Consider the following 15,678-nt stretch of genomic DNA (forward strand, 5'->3'; position numbering starts at 1 on the left):
CGCCTAGGCGGTCTTTTGTTTTTAAGTAAAAGACACTTTTTAAATACGGTGAAATTTACTTTTCTCTTGATGGATTAACGCGGCAATATAACTTTCAGCTAGCTTAGTTGCTTCAGCTTCTTTTTGGAGCTCAGCAAGAGGATCCTGGCTACTATGTTGCGGTGTGTTGCTTGTGTTCATCAAGTGCGGCGCGAAAATCACCGCCAAATTTCTGATGGACATTTTATGAGATGCTTCATCGTTGGAAATAAGAGCACAAAAGCGAGTAACAAGCTGTAATGTTAATGGTGGTGGTGCCAGGCGACTTAATGCACTGTAGATCCTATTGTCACAGTTTTTTAAAATCGAAGGCGCTTTATTTTTTAATTGCTCGTGATTTTTAATTTGTTGGGTCACATCTTCTTTATTTTTTACTGCATCAGCACAGGCTTGTAAGTCATCAAATGAAATATCTGATTTGAAGTCAATGTTGCTCGTTTTTCTGAGTGATTCGCCTGCTATTTTTTTAAACGCGCTGGCTAATGTTGTTAAAGGATAGTGCTCTAGTTGTGTAAGATGGTAATGAGCACTTTCTGGGTCATTTATCTTATTAACGAGTTCGCTGACGGCATTTTTGCTGCCTTCAGTACGAAATATACCTTCACTTTTTGAATACTCGTTATGCTTAAGAATTGTACTACCTAGCAGGTTAATGGCACGGTTTTTCTCTCTATCTATGTCAGAGAGACGATCATAATTATTAATGAGTTCCACATTGCTTTGTTGCAATTTATTGGCTTCGTTTTTTCGTATTTTTTCTGCTCGCTGGGCTTTATGCTGTGCAATTATGTGTAATGCAGCGGCTCGTGCAGCATCGGCTACGGTATGCCCTGTTAAACCATCTTGGGGAATGATTTCATCTTGAGGTGATAAGTTTTTTGCGGAAGTTTCATCTGCAAAGGAAACGGTGCGAGCGGGTGTATCTTTGTTTGGTTGGCTAATCATAACAAAGGGTTCACTTAAAACGATTTGTTTCTTGCTGGTTTGTTTGCTTTGGGAACTAAAAAATAAAGAAAAAAAGCTAACAAATGATTGAGTTACTTTTTTTAGTGATGTTTTAAAGTGATTGCTAGCCTTATTCTCAGTTTGGTCAGTCTCTTTTATGTTGTTTGCAGAGAGTTGCGGTTTAGAAAAGGAGCTAACTGTGTTTGGTTTCATATGTAAACCTTTATTATGGTTAAGAGTAGAAGTAGAAGTAAAAGTAAAATTAAAATTGGCAGCAGTTTAAATTTTTTCTTATGCTCTCTCTTATATAAAACGCGCTTATTTTTTTAACAAAAGATAATTATTGTAAATGTAATGACTATTTCCTTGAAACAATTACAAAAACAACAATTTCAATCCGATATGGGGTTGATAATGCTGTTGTTACTGAGTCTTTTTATCATTGCAATGCTATCGCTCAGTGCAGGGGAAATTTGGTATTGGCCAAGCCAATGGATGGATGATTCAGCACAATTATTTGTCTGGCAAATTCGCTTACCTCGGCTCCTTGCGGTGATCACCATTGGAGCATCATTGGCGGTGACAGGCGCCATCATGCAAGCGTTATTTGAGAATCCATTAGCGGAGCCTGGATTGCTAGGGATCAGTAATGGTGCTGGAGTGGCGGTTGTTTTTACCGTATTGCTCTCATCGGGTATTACCTATTATTGGCTAGTTAGCATAAGTGCCATTCTCGGTGCTTTAGTCCTCACCGGTATTTTACTCTATTTTGCTCGCCATCAACATTTGAATAATGCCAACTTATTATTAGTTGGCGTTGCGCTTGGCGTGATCAGCGGTGCGTGTATGACATGGATGGTCTACATGAGCAGTAATTTAGATTTACGCCAATTACTGTATTGGATGATGGGCAGCTTCAGTGGTGTAGATTGGCGTCAAATAGGATTGGTCATTGCTTGCCTACCGTTTTTATTTTGGGCAATAACTCAGGGAAAAATTTTAAATTATATATTACTGGGGGATATTCAAGCCTATCAATTGGGTATTTCTACGCATCGCTGGCGATTAATATTAATTATCATTACCGGAATATTAATTGGGCTCAGTGTGGCAATTGCGGGGGCAATTAGTTTTATAGGATTAGTGATCCCCCACATATTAAGGCTAAGTGGGATCACCGATAACCGTTTTTTATTACCAGCCTGTGCAATTGCTGGGGCGCTATGCTTATTAATTGCAGATTTGTTGTCCCGATTACTGATAGACAATGCTGAAATTCCGATTGGCGTGATTACCGCGACCTTGGGTGCTCCTATTTTTATTTACCTTCTCGTCAAAAATCATACATGGCGACAGTAATATGAATAAAACAGTGGTAATTGAAACGCAAAATCTGAGTGTGAAAAACCGATTACGGGATATTAACCAGTCCGTTTTTGCAGGGGAGCAGATACACCTATTAGGTGCCAATGGGGCAGGAAAAAGTACGTTACTTTCAGCGTTGATTGGCTGCACTTCTTACATAGGAACGATTTTATTTAATAGTGTCAATCTGAAAGATTATGCTGTTCAGGATGTTGCAAGGTATCGTTCGTATCTCACACAGCAAACAGGAATTTTACCGAGTTTAAAAGTGTTTCAATACTTATCCTTGTTTATTGAGCAGCATGTCGTTCCGCCCATGATTTTTAGCGAATTATGTGAAGATTTCCAGCTTTCTCCATTATTATCTAAGCCTATTAACCAATTATCTGGTGGGGAATGGCAGCGAATTAGGATAGTTGCTGTATTTTTGCAGGTATGGGATAGGGACTGTTTGAGCGGAAAAATAATCTTATTTGATGAACCAATAAACAATTTAGATATTATTCAGCAAGGAATGCTAGATAAATGGGTGAAATGTTTTTGTCATTGCGCAGGAACAGTTATAATGAGTGGACATAATCTTAGTCATTCTTATAAAAATGCAAGTCGAATTTGGATGATGAAGAAAGGCACAATTATCTATGCAGGTGAGCCTGACAATGTCATGACAGAAAGTCATTTGTCAGATGTATTTATGGCTGATATAAAACTCAATCAGAGCTCATTGAATAAAGTATGGCAGATTAACGATCATACTAATTAGCTAATCGTGTTCTTATTGCCCGTATCACGGCAATGATTGCAGTAATGATGACTGGTGTTGAGGTTCGGTTAAAGTAATTTTAACTAGAATATCCTATTCATAATGAAACTAGGCTACAAACAATATGAGCAATTTCCTTCCGTTTTCAAAACCAGCAATCGGGGATGAAGAGGTTAAGGCAGTAGAAAACGTTCTGCGTTCAGGCTGGATCACGACAGGCCCACAGAATCATCAATTAGAAGAAGATTTTTGCAAACGTTATGGTTGCAAGCATGCGATTGCCCTTGCATCGGCAACTGCTGGTATGCATGTTGTTTTGATGGCGCTGGGTATTGGTCCAGGTGATGAGGTTATCACTCCGTCACAAACATGGGTTTCAACTATCAATATGATTGAGTTGCTAGGTGCAACGCCAGTTATGATTGATGTTGATCGTGATACCCTCATGATTCAGCCAGAAGCAGTAGAAAAAGCCTTAACGAGCAAAACGAAGGCAATAATCCCTGTTCATTATGCTGGTGCCCCCTGTGATTTAGATGCCCTACGTGCCATCGCACAAAAAGCGGGCGTTTTCCTCATTGAAGATGCGGCTCATGCGGTCGGAACACGTTATAAAAATGAGTGGATTGGTGAGAAGGGCACGGCCATTTTCTCATTTCATGCAATCAAAAATGTGACCTGTGCGGAAGGTGGCTTAGTTGCCACTGATGACGATGCACTTGCTCAGCGTGTTCGTGCATTAAAATTCCACGGTTTAGGCGTCGATGCGTTTGATCGCCAAATGCAAGGTCGTAAACCACAAGCAGAAGTGGTTGAGCCGGGTTTCAAATATAACCTATCTGATATTCATGCGGCGATTGCAGTAGTACAATTGTCCCGCGTTGAGCATTTAAACCAGCGCCGAGCGGAACTGACGGCACGCTACCGTGAGTTACTGAAAGACTCTCCATTACAGATGTTATCTGTGCCAGAATACCCACATTTACACGCCAACCACTTATTTATGGTGCGTGTTGATGAGTCTGTATGTGGCATTGACCGCGATGCATTTATGGAGAAGTTGAAAGAGCATAATATTGGTACGGGATTACATTTCCGTGCAGCTCATACGCAAAAATATTACCGCGAAAAATACCCAGAGCTGTCATTACCAGAATCAACATGGAATAGTGCAACGCTTTGCTCATTGCCTCTGTTCCCAGACATGACTGACGCGGATGTTGAACGGGTAGTGAGTGCGATTAATACAGTCCTTTTGGAGTCAAAATAGTGTCATTAGCTGATGAATTTGATGAGATTAAAAAAGTCTCAGTAGTAATCCCTGTTTATAACGAAGAGCAAAGTCTGCCTCAGCTGTTAGAACGTACGATTAAATCCTGTAAACAATTGACTCAAGCTTATGAGTTAATTTTGGTTGATGATGGAAGTAGCGATCGTTCTGCAAAAATGTTGGTTGAGGCGGCTGAAAATCCAGATAACCATGTCATTGCGATCATTTTAAACCGCAACTATGGTCAACACTCTGCGATCATGGCGGGTTTCAATCAAGCGGATGGCGACTTAGTTATCACTCTTGATGCGGACTTACAAAACCCACCGGAAGAGATCCCTCGTTTAGTGCAAACAGCGGCCCAAGGCTATGATGTTGTTGGAACTCGTCGTGCTAACCGTCAAGATTCATGGTTCCGCAAAACGGCATCAAAAATGATCAATGCGATGATCACCAAGGCGACTGGTCGTTCAATGGGTGACTACGGTTGTATGCTGCGTGCCTATCGCCGTCATATCATTGAAGCGATGCTTCAATGCCATGAGCGCAGCACCTTTATTCCTATTTTAGCGAATACATTTGCGCGTAGAACCATCGAAATTGATGTAGCGCATGCTGAACGCGAGTTTGGTGATTCAAAATACAGCTTTATGAAGCTGATTAATTTAATGTATGACTTATTAACTTGTTTAACGACTGCACCTCTGCGTCTGTTAAGCGTGGTTGGTAGCATTATCGCTGCTGGTGGCTTTGTGCTGGCAGTGTTGTTAATTGTTTTACGTTTACTGTTCGGTGCGAGCTGGGCAGCTGACGGAGTATTTACACTGTTTGCGATACTCTTTATGTTTATCGGCGCGCAGTTTGTTGCTATGGGATTATTGGGCGAATACATCGGTAGGATCTATAATGATGTGCGCGCGAGACCTCGTTATTTTATTCAAAAAGTCGTCGGTGCAGACCTTAAAACCGACAAAAATCAGGAAGAAAACTAATGAAAGCTATTGTTTTTGCCTATCATGATATTGGCTGTGTAGGGATAAAAGCGCTTGAGAAAGCGGGTTTTGATATTCAGGCAGTATTTACACACACTGATGATCCAAATGAAAACCACTTTTACTCTTCTGTAGCTCGTGTCAGTGCAGATATGGAACTTCCTGTTTTCGCTCCAGAAAACGTTAACCACCCACTGTGGATTGAACGTATTCGTGAGATGAAACCTGATGTGATTTTCTCTTTCTACTATCGCGATATGTTAAGCGAAGAACTGTTAGCATTAGCACCGAAAGGCGCTTTCAACCTGCATGGTTCTTTACTGCCTAAATACCGTGGTCGTGCACCAATCAACTGGGCACTGTTAAATGGTGAAAGCGAAACAGGCGTGACGCTGCACAAAATGGTCGCTAAAGCTGATGCTGGCGACATCGTAGCGCAAGAAAAAGTGGCTATCACGGATACTGATACTGCTCTGACTCTGCACGCGAAAGTTCGTGAAGCAGCAGAAGTTCTGTTAGATAAAACTCTGCCATTAATCGAAGCGGGCAGCTATAAAACTGTTGCTCAAGATGAGAGCCAAGCAAGCTACTTCGGTCGTCGTTGTGCTGATGACGGTCAAATCGACTGGAGCCGTAGCGCGAAAGAAATTAGCTGCCTGATCCGCGCAGTGACTGAACCATACCCAGGCGCATTCACCTATTTAGGTGCACGTAAAATGATCGTATGGCGTGCTCGTGTATTAGACGATAACCAAGGTAAAGCTGCGGGTACCGTATTATCTAGCGACCCACTGCGTATCGCATGTGGTCAAGGCGCACTGGAAATCGTGAGTGGTCAAAGCGAAACCGGTTTATACATGCAAGGCAACCGTCTAGCTAATGAAATGGGCATCGTGACTGACGTTCGTGTTGGTGCTAAACCAACTGCGCAAGTTAAGCGTCGTAAACGTGTTCTGATCTTAGGTGTGAATGGCTTTATCGGTAACCACTTAACTGAGCGTCTGTTACAAGATGACAACTACGATATCTATGGTATGGATATTGGTTCATCTGCAATTGAACGCTTCATCGGTAACCCACGCTTCCACTTCATCGAAGGTGACGTAAGCATCCACACTGAGTGGATTGAATACCACATCAAAAAATGTGACGTTATTCTGCCATTGGTTGCTATCGCTACGCCAATCGAATATACCCGTAACCCACTGCGTGTATTCGAATTAGACTTCGAAGAAAACCTGAAAGTTGTTCGTTACTGCGTGAAATACAACAAACGCATCATCTTCCCATCAACTTCTGAAGTTTATGGTATGTGTGATGATAAAGAGTTTGATGAAGACGAATCTCGCCTAATCGTTGGTCCAATCAACAAACAACGTTGGATTTACTCTGTATCTAAACAGTTACTTGACCGAGTAATCTGGGCATACGGTGCGAAAGAAGGTCTGAAATTCACCTTATTCCGTCCATTTAACTGGATGGGGCCACGTTTAGACAGCCTGAACTCTGCGCGTATTGGTAGCTCACGTGCGATTACTCAGTTGATCCTGAACTTAGTTGAAGGTTCACCAATCAAGTTAGTCGATGGTGGTGCACAAAAACGCTGCTTCACAGATATCAAAGATGGTATCGAAGCACTGTTCCGCATCATTGAAAACAAAGACGGCAAATGTGATGGTCAAATCATCAACATCGGTAACCCAACTAACGAAGCAAGTATTCGTCAGTTAGCGGAAATGCTGTTAGAAAGCTTCGAAAAACACCCAGCTCGTAGCAAGTTCCCTCCATTTGCTGGCTTCCGTGAAATCGAAAGCGCTAGCTACTATGGTCAAGGTTACCAAGACGTCGAGCATCGTAAACCAAGTGTTGAAAACGCACGTCGTTTACTTGACTGGGTTCCGACTATCGACATGAAAGATACCATTGAAGAAACATTAGACTTCTTCTTACAGGGTGCTGTAGAAGAGCTGGAAAGCAAAAAATAATGAAAAAAGTTGGCTTGAGAATCGATGTGGACACCTATCAAGGTACATTGAAAGGGGTTCCTCAATTACTTAAAGTGCTCAAAGAGCATGATATTCAGGCCAGCTTTTTCTTCAGTGTAGGACCCGATAATATGGGGCGCCATTTATGGCGCCTTTTGCGTCCTAAATTTCTGTGGAAAATGCTACGGTCGAATGCGGCATCTTTGTATGGTTTAGATATTTTACTGGCGGGTACTGCGTGGCCAGGTAAAAAAATCGCCAAAGATTTAGGCTATTTGATGAAACAAACCTTGGATGCTGGGCATGAAGTCGGCTTACATGCATGGGATCATCAAGGATGGCAAGCCAAAGTGGCTAAATGGAGCGAAGCTCAACTCACTGAACAAGTGAAATTGGGTGTCGATGCATTGCAGCACGCGACAGGTCAACGAGTCACTTGTTCTGCGGTTGCAGGGTGGCGTGGTGACGAGCGTGTACTCGAAGTTAAACAAAGGTTTGATTTCGACTACAATAGTGACTGCCGTGGAAAATTCCCATTTAGACCTATTCTACGCGATGGTTCGTTGGGAACAGTACAAATTCCAGTGACGTTGCCGACCTACGATGAAGTCGTCGGTACAGTAGTAACAGACGAAGAATTTAATGATTTTATTCTTCAAGCAATAAAAGATGACCAAGGTGTTCCGGTTTACACTATCCATACGGAAGTGGAAGGAATGTCAAAGTCACAACAATTTTCACAATTATTGGAACGAATTAAGCAAGAAGAAATCCAATTCTGTACATTGAGTGAATTGTTGCCTGAAGACATCAATACGCTTCCAAAAGGAAGAGTGGTTCGCGCCCCATTCCCGGGACGAGAAGGTTGGCTGGGCTGCCAAGAAGAGGAATAAAATACCCATGTTGAATAACCGAGCGAGCAAAGTAGGAGCCTCTCTGCTGGCTCTTTTTTTTGTCTTGACCTATTTGTTGCCGTTAAACAGTCGTTTACTTTGGCAGCCGGATGAAACCCGTTATGCGGAAATCAGTCGCGAAATGCTACAACGCGGTGACTGGATAGTGCCGTACATGCTGGATATTCGTTACTTTGAGAAACCAGTAGCGGGGTATTGGATCAACAATATTAGCCAAATGATTTTTGGTGACACAAACTTTGCAGTTCGTTTTGGTTCTGTCTTCTGTATTTTATTGAGCACTCTGCTGGTTTACCGCATGGCAAAAATGATGTGGCGTAACAGCCATGTTGCCTATGTGGCAAGCTTCATCTACATCTCGATGTTCTTGGTGTTTGCAGTAGGGACATACAGCGTTCTTGACCCGATGCTATCGTTATGGATAGCCGCCAGTATGTTTTGTTGCTTATGGGCGATGAAAGCTCGAGAGGTTAAGACCAAACTCGCCGCATGGGGAGCTCTTGGGCTGGCCTGTGGTATGGCGTTTATGACCAAAGGCTTTTTAGCTTTAGCTATTCCTGTCATTGTGATGCTACCTATCACCTTGTATCAAAAACGTTTCCTTGAAATGCTTAAATATGGTCCATTAGCGATTATTACTGCGGTGATCATCAGCTTGCCGTGGGCATTGGCCATAGCCAAACAAGAACCGGATTACTGGAATTACTTTTTTTGGATTGAGCATGTGAAACGCTTTACGGCGGATGATGCTCAGCACGTTGCGCCATTCTGGTACTACATTCCGATTATTTTGCTTGGGGCTATTCCGTGGATGGGCTTAGTACCTGGCTCATTAATTAAAGGATGGAAAGAGCGTAAATCTAGCCCAGATATGTTTTTTTTACTATGTTGGTTTGTAGTTCCGGTAATTTTCTTCAGTATTTCGCGCGGGAAGCTACCGACTTACATGCTGCCATTTATGGCGCCATTGGCGCTGCTAATGGCGAAATATGGTGTGGATTGTGTACGTAATGGCACCATGAAGGCATTGAAAGCCAACGGAATTATTAACATTGTTATCGGGATTGCCGCCGTGATAGCGGTGATTATCGTCAGCAGTGTGATCAAAAAGCCTCTATATGAGCATGATGAATGGTCAAAAATGGTGCTGGGGGTTGTGGCGTTTTCAATTTGGGCGATCATCGGCTATCTCTGTACCGTATTAAATGCGAAATATTGGCTGTGGGCGGCATCTTGTTCATTGGCGGTCAGCTTATGTATTGGTAGTGCATTACCAAATAACACTATTGATTCGAAGTTACCGCAGAATTTTATTCATCAAAATCATGATCTCTTGATGAACAGTCAATATTTGATGGCAAGTAACGTCGGCGTAGCTGCGGGGCTGGCATGGGAAACCAAAAATTCCAATATTTATCTCTATAATAGCAGCGGTGAATTAACTTATGGCTTGGAATACCCAGACAGTGCGCATCGTTTGGTTAAACCGGATGAATTTGCTGCATGGCTGGCAAAAGCTCGCCAAGAAGGGCAGGTCACCGTGGTGTTCTTGTTAGGTAAAAAAGAAGGGTTGCCAGACATTCCGAAGCCGGATGAAGTCATTAAGAATTCCCGTATGGCGATAGTGGTTTACCATAAACAATGATAGCGCAATTACTTCTATTACTTCTTGTCAGCGTGTTGACTTGCATTGGGCAAATAGCCCAAAAGCAAGCGGTCGTCGTTTGGCAAGGAGACAAACATAATAAAGCCGCATCCGCCATTCGTTGGCTGGTGCTGGCAGTATTAATGTTGGGATTGGGAATGCTGTTTTGGCTAAAGTTATTGGAAACAATGCCACTCAGTATTGCCTACCCGATGCTCAGTATTAATTTCGTTTTGGTCACATTGATAGGGCAATTTGTCTACCATGAGCAAACGGGGCTAAACCACTGGCTCGGGGTTGCCTCAATCATGATAGGAATACTACTGATGAGTATAAGTGTATGAATAAAGGATACTTATGGGTACTCGGTAGTGCGCTATTAGTCACCGTCGCACAGCTCAGCCTGAAAGCGGGAGTTGTTGAGCTTCCATCGTTCTCTCTAGGTTGGCACTGGTTGCAGCTAGAATGGCTGGCAGATAATGCGGCAAGTTTAGGGGTTATCTTTGTCGGGTTAGTCTGCTATGCGTTATCGATGCTGTGTTGGCTATTTGCGTTAAAATATATCGCGCTTAATAAAGCCTACCCGCTTATCAGCCTCAGCTATGTTTTCGTTTACATATTGGCGGTGGTGTTGCCATGGTTCAATGAACCCGCAACGGCGTTAAAAGCGGCGGGGATTGCATTTATTCTGCTAGGCGTATGGCTGATCAGTCGACCTTCTAAGCCTTTAACGAAAAAAGCTAAATAGCATCAGATAATTAGCCTTAGGTGTTTATTTTTTATGCGCTGCACTGTTGATCATTGTACATTATAGTCTCGCGTATTAAGATATCACTTAAGGTTATTATTTTGGGGTTATCTATGCCCGCTGGTTATCTATAAGGTACGCTATGATAGTGAATCTCAAATACCTACCATTGCTGTGTTGCCTCGTGTTGATTGGCTGCTCTTCATCCGTAAAACGGACGTCAGCACCGCCAATGAAAACCCAATTGTCTGATCCCATAATGACTATCGCGCAGCTCAAAGACCAGCTAAGCCAGTGGTATGGCACGCCGTATCACTATGGCGGCATGAGCCAAAATGGTGTGGATTGTTCGGGTTTTGTCTATCGAACATTCAGTGATCGCTTTGCGATTGAAGTCCCGCGTACGACGGTTGACCAAACGCGTTTAGGTACGCGTATTGATAAATCGGATTTAATGCCGGGTGACCTTGTATTTTTTAAAACGGGATCAGGGGAAAACGGTCTGCATGTTGGGATTTACGATACTGATAACACATTTATCCATGCATCTACTAGTAAAGGTGTGATGCGTTCATCGATGGATAATAGCTATTGGCGAAAAGTGTTTTGGCAGGCACGGCGCATCTAATTTCGCTTCATTCCTCATTAATTCTTCAGTGATTATGCTATCTTAGGAGCAAGTTTTGCTTTTAGGATAGCCGAATGTCTACATTACGTTTATTTATTTCTGAATCCTTCGATCCTTGGTTTAATTTAGCGGTTGAAGAGACTATTTTCCGTCAAATGTCAGCTGACCAACGCGTGATGTTCCTATGGCGTAATGCCGATACGGTGGTTATCGGGCGCGCTCAAAACCCATGGAAAGAGTGTAACACTCGCAAAATGGAACAAGATAATGTTCGATTAGCGCGTCGTAGCAGTGGTGGCGGGGCTGTATTTCAAGATTTAGGCAATACCTGTTTTACCTTTATGGCAGGGAAACCGGAATATGATAAAACCATTTCAACGCAAATTATTGTGGATGGGCTGGCAAAAGTCGGGATCCACGCTGAAATTTCTGGGCGTAATGATTTAGTACTCGAAACTGAAAATGGTCCACGAAAAATTTCAGGCTCAGCCTACCGTGAAACTAAAGATCGTGGCTTTCACCACGGTACTTTACTGATTAATACCGATTTAAGTCGTTTAGCAAATTACCTCAATCCTGATCCTAAAAAACTGCAAGCCAAAGGGATTACGTCAGTGCGTTCTCGAGTTGCCAACTTAAATGAGCTAGTACCGGATATTTCTCATGAAAAAGTGTGCGAAGGGATCATAAATAGCTTCTTTAGTTATTATGGTGAAACCGTCGAGCCAGAATATATCTCACCAGAGAAGCTCCCTGATTTACCTAATTTTGCAGAGACATTTGCGAAGCAAAGTAGCTGGGAATGGAACTTTGGGCAAGCGCCTGCTTTTAGTCACATGGCGGATACTCGATTCCCATGGGGCGGTATTGAGTTTCATTTTGATATTGAAAAAGGCGTGATCACGCGCTGCCAGTTTTTCACCGACAGTCTCGATCCATCGCCATTAGAATGGTTAAGCCAGCAATTGGTGGGAGAAGTTTATCGAGCGGAAACCATCCGTCAGTTAATGACTCAAATGAAGACGCAGTGGCCCGCATTGGCTGAACAGTTTGCAGATTTAGAAAATTGGCTCGTTAACGAGCTGAGATAAAAAAAGAGCCGATAATTATCGGCTCAAAATATAGATTTCGTTGGAATGGGTGTTTGAGGGTGTAACGAAAATCTAATGCGCGCTTAATGATGGCAATTGCAAGTCATAAAAGTTTTGCATTCTGGTAACTCACCCGCTTGACGGAATTTAGCAGGGGTAGTATCAAAATGTTTCTTGAAAATACGCGTAAATGTGGCTTGAGAGCTAAAGCCATATTGCAACGCGATATCTAGAATAGGTAAGTTGCCTTCACGTAATGATTTAGCGGCTTCTAGCAGGCGACGTTTACGAACATATTCGCCTAGCGTGCAGCCCTTAAGTTCTTTAAATACACGCTGCAAATGCCATTTCGAATATCCGCTTTTATCCGCGATAGTATCGATTTTGATGCCTTCATTGCGTTGTAATTGGCTTTCAAGCCATCTAATGATTTCATTGACTACACTTTCTGACATATCTACCTCCTACTCTAGTAGGCTATTGTTCATTAATAACTAATAATAACTCATGAAATTATGGTCTATTCTTCCTTTTTTTCCGATATATCGATAGGCTAATCGTGCGGTTTTTGAATGAGAATAACTATTGTTACGATAGTTTTCATTGAAATGCGAAAAACTAAACATACATAGATGAATGTTAATTTATCTTTTAATTCAATTGATTATGATTATTTTTCTGGATAAAAATAGCTTTATTTAGGCTGTTAATAGACTTATTCAAATTTATTGTTGGTGCTGTTCTATTTTATTAACCAAGTAAATTATTGAAATTTTATTTGATGTTATTATGAACAAAATAACTCAAGGTAATATAACAATTAACAGGAAATTCCGAGGTAAATTGTTTTCTTAACAATAGTGCGATGTATTGAAAGGTTCATTTACCCATGAAATTTAAGATTGGGGTAAATGAACCTGATTTCAATATGTAGTTACTTATTAATTACCACTGATAATTCACATTCCAATAAAAATTACGACCTTCCTGTGGTACGCCCATAGAAGAGACATAGTTTCTATCAAACGCATTCTTCAGGGTCAGGGTGGTATTTAGCCCTTTGACAAATTGGTCGGCTTTGTAGTTTACGTAAAAGTCATGTACGCCATAACCTGCATATTGAATCACTTCACGGTGTTTGCGATCTAACCCGTTCTCTGTATTTTGGTTCGATGATTGATATTGTGAGTTCCCCATGAATTTAGTTTTTGCGGTAAATTCACCGGACCAACCCACGTTGACGTCACTGTTTGCAATTGGTGCATTGAAACGCATTATCAGTGTTTCAGGGCGAATGGCCGATAGGGAATAATGCGTATCATTTTCTCGCCCGTCAGTGATATTGTGGTTGATATTGAAGTCAAACCACTCATTTGAATATCGAATGTGGCTATCAAACCCGGATATCGTCGCAGATGGAATATTCTCCAAGAATATTTGCGATGGGAACCAGTTTCCACTGACCTTCTTAAAATCACCACTGGTCACGATGTGATTTTTTGACTTTGTATGGAAATAAGTTGAGCCAATTTGCAGTTCATCACCCTGCAAAACAAAATTATCAAAACTGAAAGCAAATCCAGCCTCAACCGTTTTATTTGTCTCTGGTTTTAAATCGGGAGATGGGCGGAAATCAGAGACAAGACCGAGTAGGGGAACAGTAAAATGGTTGGAGTTATTGTAGAGTTCAGAGAGACGTGGGGCACGATAACTTTCGGCATAGGATGAATGTAACTTGACCCAACTCGTTGGTGTGACGGTAGCGGCAAAACGCGATGACCAATTATTGTGCTGCTGTTTGCCAACATTTTCACGCGCAGTTTTGTAATGGGTAAAACGGGTTCCCGCAGACAAAGTCACAGGGACACTTTTTAAGCTTACATCATCGATTAACCACGCAGAAGCATTCGAAATCTCGGCTGGAGGGTAGCTTATAGCATATTCATTAGACACTTGATGTTGCTGAACATAATCAACTCCGCTTTGAACGTGATGACTTAAACGTGGCGTATGAATAGAAAAGTCATTAGAAAACTGACTTCCATAGGTGTATTGATTACGCGTTTCAGTGTCATAACTGTATGACGTAAAAATGTTTGATTTTTTCTGTAAATCTAATTGTGAAAGATGAAGGTTGGTGTAATAAAGTGACCAATTTGCCTGCCAATTCAATGGATTATTAGGTGTGAAATTTTGGTCAATGATAATGTCTTTTTGTATGGTTTCCCTCTGGTGAGGGGAGTTTTTAAATTTAGGTTGACGGGTGTCAATGACTTCTGGTTGTTTTAAGTCAATGGCATCATTGCGGTATTCTTTGTAATGCAAACCGATAGAATAGGCGGGAAGCGCATACCACGTTGTTTTGAATAACCAGTTATGCACTGATTCTCGATGGTCATACTTATTGGAAACAGGCGATCCAGCTAGCTGTTTTTTCCGTTGGGTGTAACTGATTACGCCATCTAGTGGACCTAAACGCCCTAAAAGCGTGGCTCCCGCATGATAACTGGGGTCATTGCGATTCATTCCACCGAATAAACGACCACCAAATTTTCGGTCGGGCTTAAGAATATCCGATGGCGTTAACGTTTTGATGGAAATAGTTCCAGCCAGTGCGCCGCTTCCATGTTGTACAGAAGACGCGCCTTTATGAATGTAAGTTTTGCTGATCAATGATGGATCAATGAAGGTGGCATCAAATAAGCCCGAATAAAAATCTTGGGGAACATTATCCACCATAATTTTTACGCCACGTGAATCGTAGCCTCGCATCTGCACTGACTGCCCATAGGTACTACCTGCTCCAGTCACAAAAATGCCCGCTTGACCCTTTAACAAATCGAGAGCAGATGAGGCAGTTTGTTGTTCTGGTGCCGTAGTATCAATGACCTCAAATTGTTCGGCAACGGCAAATTTTTCGTTATTTAGAGGGGTAGTGGTTACGTGGATCACGTCGTTAGCGGCTAAGGTACTGAATCCAGTCATAGCAAGGGCGACGGCTAATGTTGATAAAGAAAATACTTTACTGTGTGAAGCATCTGAAGTTGATGCTGATCTCAATGTAAACGCCATTAGGAAATCCTTTCCTGAGTAATATGATTCTGGCTACCGAGATAATAAAAAATATCAGAGGTGGCTTATAGTTAAAAACGAGAATCATTATCGATAATAAAATGGCGGCATCAAGTATTTTTTGGTTAATAATACTGAGTTTTTTAAAAAAAATAGTTAATTATTTCTTTAGATGAATGTGTTTGCAGTGAGTTATTTAGAGGGTAAATGAAAATAAGCGC

General features: G+C 41.9%; 14 protein-coding genes. 11 read left to right on the forward strand and 3 right to left on the reverse strand.

Annotated elements, in window-relative coordinates; all coding sequences use genetic code 11:
- Window positions 1-39 precede the first annotated feature (39 nt).
- Window positions 40-1,197 (reverse strand): RhoGAP domain-containing protein, encoded by a 1,158-nt coding sequence (locus ACIH2S_RS08075; RefSeq protein WP_349487779.1) that lies wholly within the window; start codon window positions 1,195-1,197, stop codon window positions 40-42.
- Between the two features lie 201 nt (window positions 1,198-1,398).
- On the opposite strand from ACIH2S_RS08075, the gene btuC reads away from it, so the two are divergent.
- The 11 genes from btuC (at window position 1,399) to ACIH2S_RS08130 (ending at window position 12,385) form a co-directional block, all read left to right on the forward strand.
- Window positions 1,399-2,343, forward strand: a complete 945-nt coding sequence (gene btuC / locus ACIH2S_RS08080) for a vitamin B12 ABC transporter permease BtuC (RefSeq protein WP_430248469.1) — start codon at window positions 1,399-1,401, stop codon at window positions 2,341-2,343.
- Window position 2,344: 1 nt separating this feature from the next.
- The gene (locus tag ACIH2S_RS08085; protein ID WP_108479022.1) at window positions 2,345-3,112 is read left to right on the forward strand and encodes an ATP-binding cassette domain-containing protein; all 768 of its coding nucleotides are present in this window, start codon (window positions 2,345-2,347) and stop codon (window positions 3,110-3,112) included.
- 124 nt (window positions 3,113-3,236) lie between these two features.
- On the forward strand, window positions 3,237-4,382 hold the full coding sequence (gene arnB, locus ACIH2S_RS08090) for a UDP-4-amino-4-deoxy-L-arabinose aminotransferase (RefSeq protein ID WP_108479021.1): 1,146 nt from the start codon (window positions 3,237-3,239) through the stop codon (window positions 4,380-4,382).
- Window positions 4,382-5,374 carry an undecaprenyl-phosphate 4-deoxy-4-formamido-L-arabinose transferase gene (gene arnC, locus ACIH2S_RS08095; RefSeq protein ID WP_036950457.1) on the forward strand — a complete coding sequence of 331 codons (993 nt, stop codon included), beginning with the start codon at window positions 4,382-4,384 and terminating at the stop codon, window positions 5,372-5,374. Before arnB ends, arnC begins: the two co-directional genes overlap by 1 nt.
- Entirely contained in the window at window positions 5,374-7,359 is a 1,986-nt protein-coding gene (gene arnA, locus ACIH2S_RS08100; protein ID WP_108479020.1) for a bifunctional UDP-4-amino-4-deoxy-L-arabinose formyltransferase/UDP-glucuronic acid oxidase ArnA, read from the forward strand. Before arnC ends, arnA begins: the two co-directional genes overlap by 1 nt.
- On the forward strand, window positions 7,359-8,252 hold the full coding sequence (arnD, locus tag ACIH2S_RS08105) for a 4-deoxy-4-formamido-L-arabinose-phosphoundecaprenol deformylase (RefSeq protein ID WP_154600263.1): 894 nt from the start codon (window positions 7,359-7,361) through the stop codon (window positions 8,250-8,252). Before arnA ends, arnD begins: the two co-directional genes overlap by 1 nt.
- A 7-nt stretch (window positions 8,253-8,259) precedes the next feature.
- Window positions 8,260-9,918, forward strand: a complete 1,659-nt coding sequence (arnT, locus tag ACIH2S_RS08110; RefSeq protein WP_036950450.1) for a lipid IV(A) 4-amino-4-deoxy-L-arabinosyltransferase — start codon at window positions 8,260-8,262, stop codon at window positions 9,916-9,918.
- Window positions 9,915-10,262 (forward strand): 4-amino-4-deoxy-L-arabinose-phosphoundecaprenol flippase subunit ArnE, encoded by a 348-nt coding sequence (gene arnE, locus ACIH2S_RS08115; protein ID WP_108479018.1) that lies wholly within the window; start codon window positions 9,915-9,917, stop codon window positions 10,260-10,262. The genes arnT and arnE overlap by 4 nt, the downstream gene beginning before the upstream one ends.
- Entirely contained in the window at window positions 10,259-10,666 is a 408-nt protein-coding gene (gene arnF, locus ACIH2S_RS08120) for a 4-amino-4-deoxy-L-arabinose-phosphoundecaprenol flippase subunit ArnF (protein ID WP_036950445.1), read from the forward strand. The genes arnE and arnF overlap by 4 nt, the downstream gene beginning before the upstream one ends.
- A gap of 142 nt (window positions 10,667-10,808) precedes the next feature.
- Window positions 10,809-11,294, forward strand: coding sequence for a C40 family peptidase (locus ACIH2S_RS08125; protein ID WP_036950443.1), 486 nt, complete (start codon window positions 10,809-10,811; stop codon window positions 11,292-11,294).
- Between the two features lie 74 nt (window positions 11,295-11,368).
- Window positions 11,369-12,385, forward strand: coding sequence for a lipoate--protein ligase A (locus ACIH2S_RS08130; RefSeq protein ID WP_036950440.1), 1,017 nt, complete (start codon window positions 11,369-11,371; stop codon window positions 12,383-12,385).
- An 83-nt stretch (window positions 12,386-12,468) separates the two neighbouring features.
- On the opposite strand, the gene ACIH2S_RS08135 is transcribed toward ACIH2S_RS08130, so the two are convergent.
- Together ACIH2S_RS08135 and ACIH2S_RS08140 are read right to left on the reverse strand one after the other, a co-directional pair.
- On the reverse strand, window positions 12,469-12,840 hold the full coding sequence (locus tag ACIH2S_RS08135) for a helix-turn-helix domain-containing protein (RefSeq protein WP_006813273.1): 372 nt from the start codon (window positions 12,838-12,840) through the stop codon (window positions 12,469-12,471).
- Between the two features lie 490 nt (window positions 12,841-13,330).
- Entirely contained in the window at window positions 13,331-15,457 is a 2,127-nt protein-coding gene (locus ACIH2S_RS08140) for a TonB-dependent receptor domain-containing protein (RefSeq protein ID WP_430248471.1), read from the reverse strand.
- Window positions 15,458-15,678 lie beyond the last annotated feature (221 nt).

It is taken from the genome of Providencia lanzhouensis, from assembly GCF_050469745.1.
Classification (GTDB): Bacteria; Pseudomonadota; Gammaproteobacteria; order Enterobacterales; family Enterobacteriaceae; genus Providencia; species Providencia lanzhouensis.

Bases quoted from the DNA above. Each gene is read 5' to 3' on its own strand.
- ACIH2S_RS08135 (WP_006813273.1), bottom strand. From the start codon at position 12,840: ATGTCAGAAAGTGTAGTCAATGAAATCATTAGATGGCTTGAAAGCCAA.
- ACIH2S_RS08085 (WP_108479022.1), top strand. From the start codon at position 2,345: ATGAATAAAACAGTGGTAATTGAAACGCAAAATCTGAGTGTGAAAAAC.
- ACIH2S_RS08140 (WP_430248471.1), bottom strand. From the start codon at position 15,457: ATGGCGTTTACATTGAGATCAGCATCAACTTCAGATGCTTCACACAGT.
- arnT (WP_036950450.1), top strand. From the start codon at position 8,260: ATGTTGAATAACCGAGCGAGCAAAGTAGGAGCCTCTCTGCTGGCTCTT.
- arnE (WP_108479018.1), top strand. From the start codon at position 9,915: ATGATAGCGCAATTACTTCTATTACTTCTTGTCAGCGTGTTGACTTGC.
- ACIH2S_RS08075 (WP_349487779.1), bottom strand. From the start codon at position 1,197: ATGAAACCAAACACAGTTAGCTCCTTTTCTAAACCGCAACTCTCTGCA.
- btuC (WP_430248469.1), top strand. From the start codon at position 1,399: ATGCTGTTGTTACTGAGTCTTTTTATCATTGCAATGCTATCGCTCAGT.
- arnA (WP_108479020.1), top strand. From the start codon at position 5,374: ATGAAAGCTATTGTTTTTGCCTATCATGATATTGGCTGTGTAGGGATA.
- ACIH2S_RS08130 (WP_036950440.1), top strand. From the start codon at position 11,369: ATGTCTACATTACGTTTATTTATTTCTGAATCCTTCGATCCTTGGTTT.
- arnB (WP_108479021.1), top strand. From the start codon at position 3,237: ATGAGCAATTTCCTTCCGTTTTCAAAACCAGCAATCGGGGATGAAGAG.
- arnF (WP_036950445.1), top strand. From the start codon at position 10,259: ATGAATAAAGGATACTTATGGGTACTCGGTAGTGCGCTATTAGTCACC.
- arnD (WP_154600263.1), top strand. From the start codon at position 7,359: ATGAAAAAAGTTGGCTTGAGAATCGATGTGGACACCTATCAAGGTACA.
- ACIH2S_RS08125 (WP_036950443.1), top strand. From the start codon at position 10,809: ATGATAGTGAATCTCAAATACCTACCATTGCTGTGTTGCCTCGTGTTG.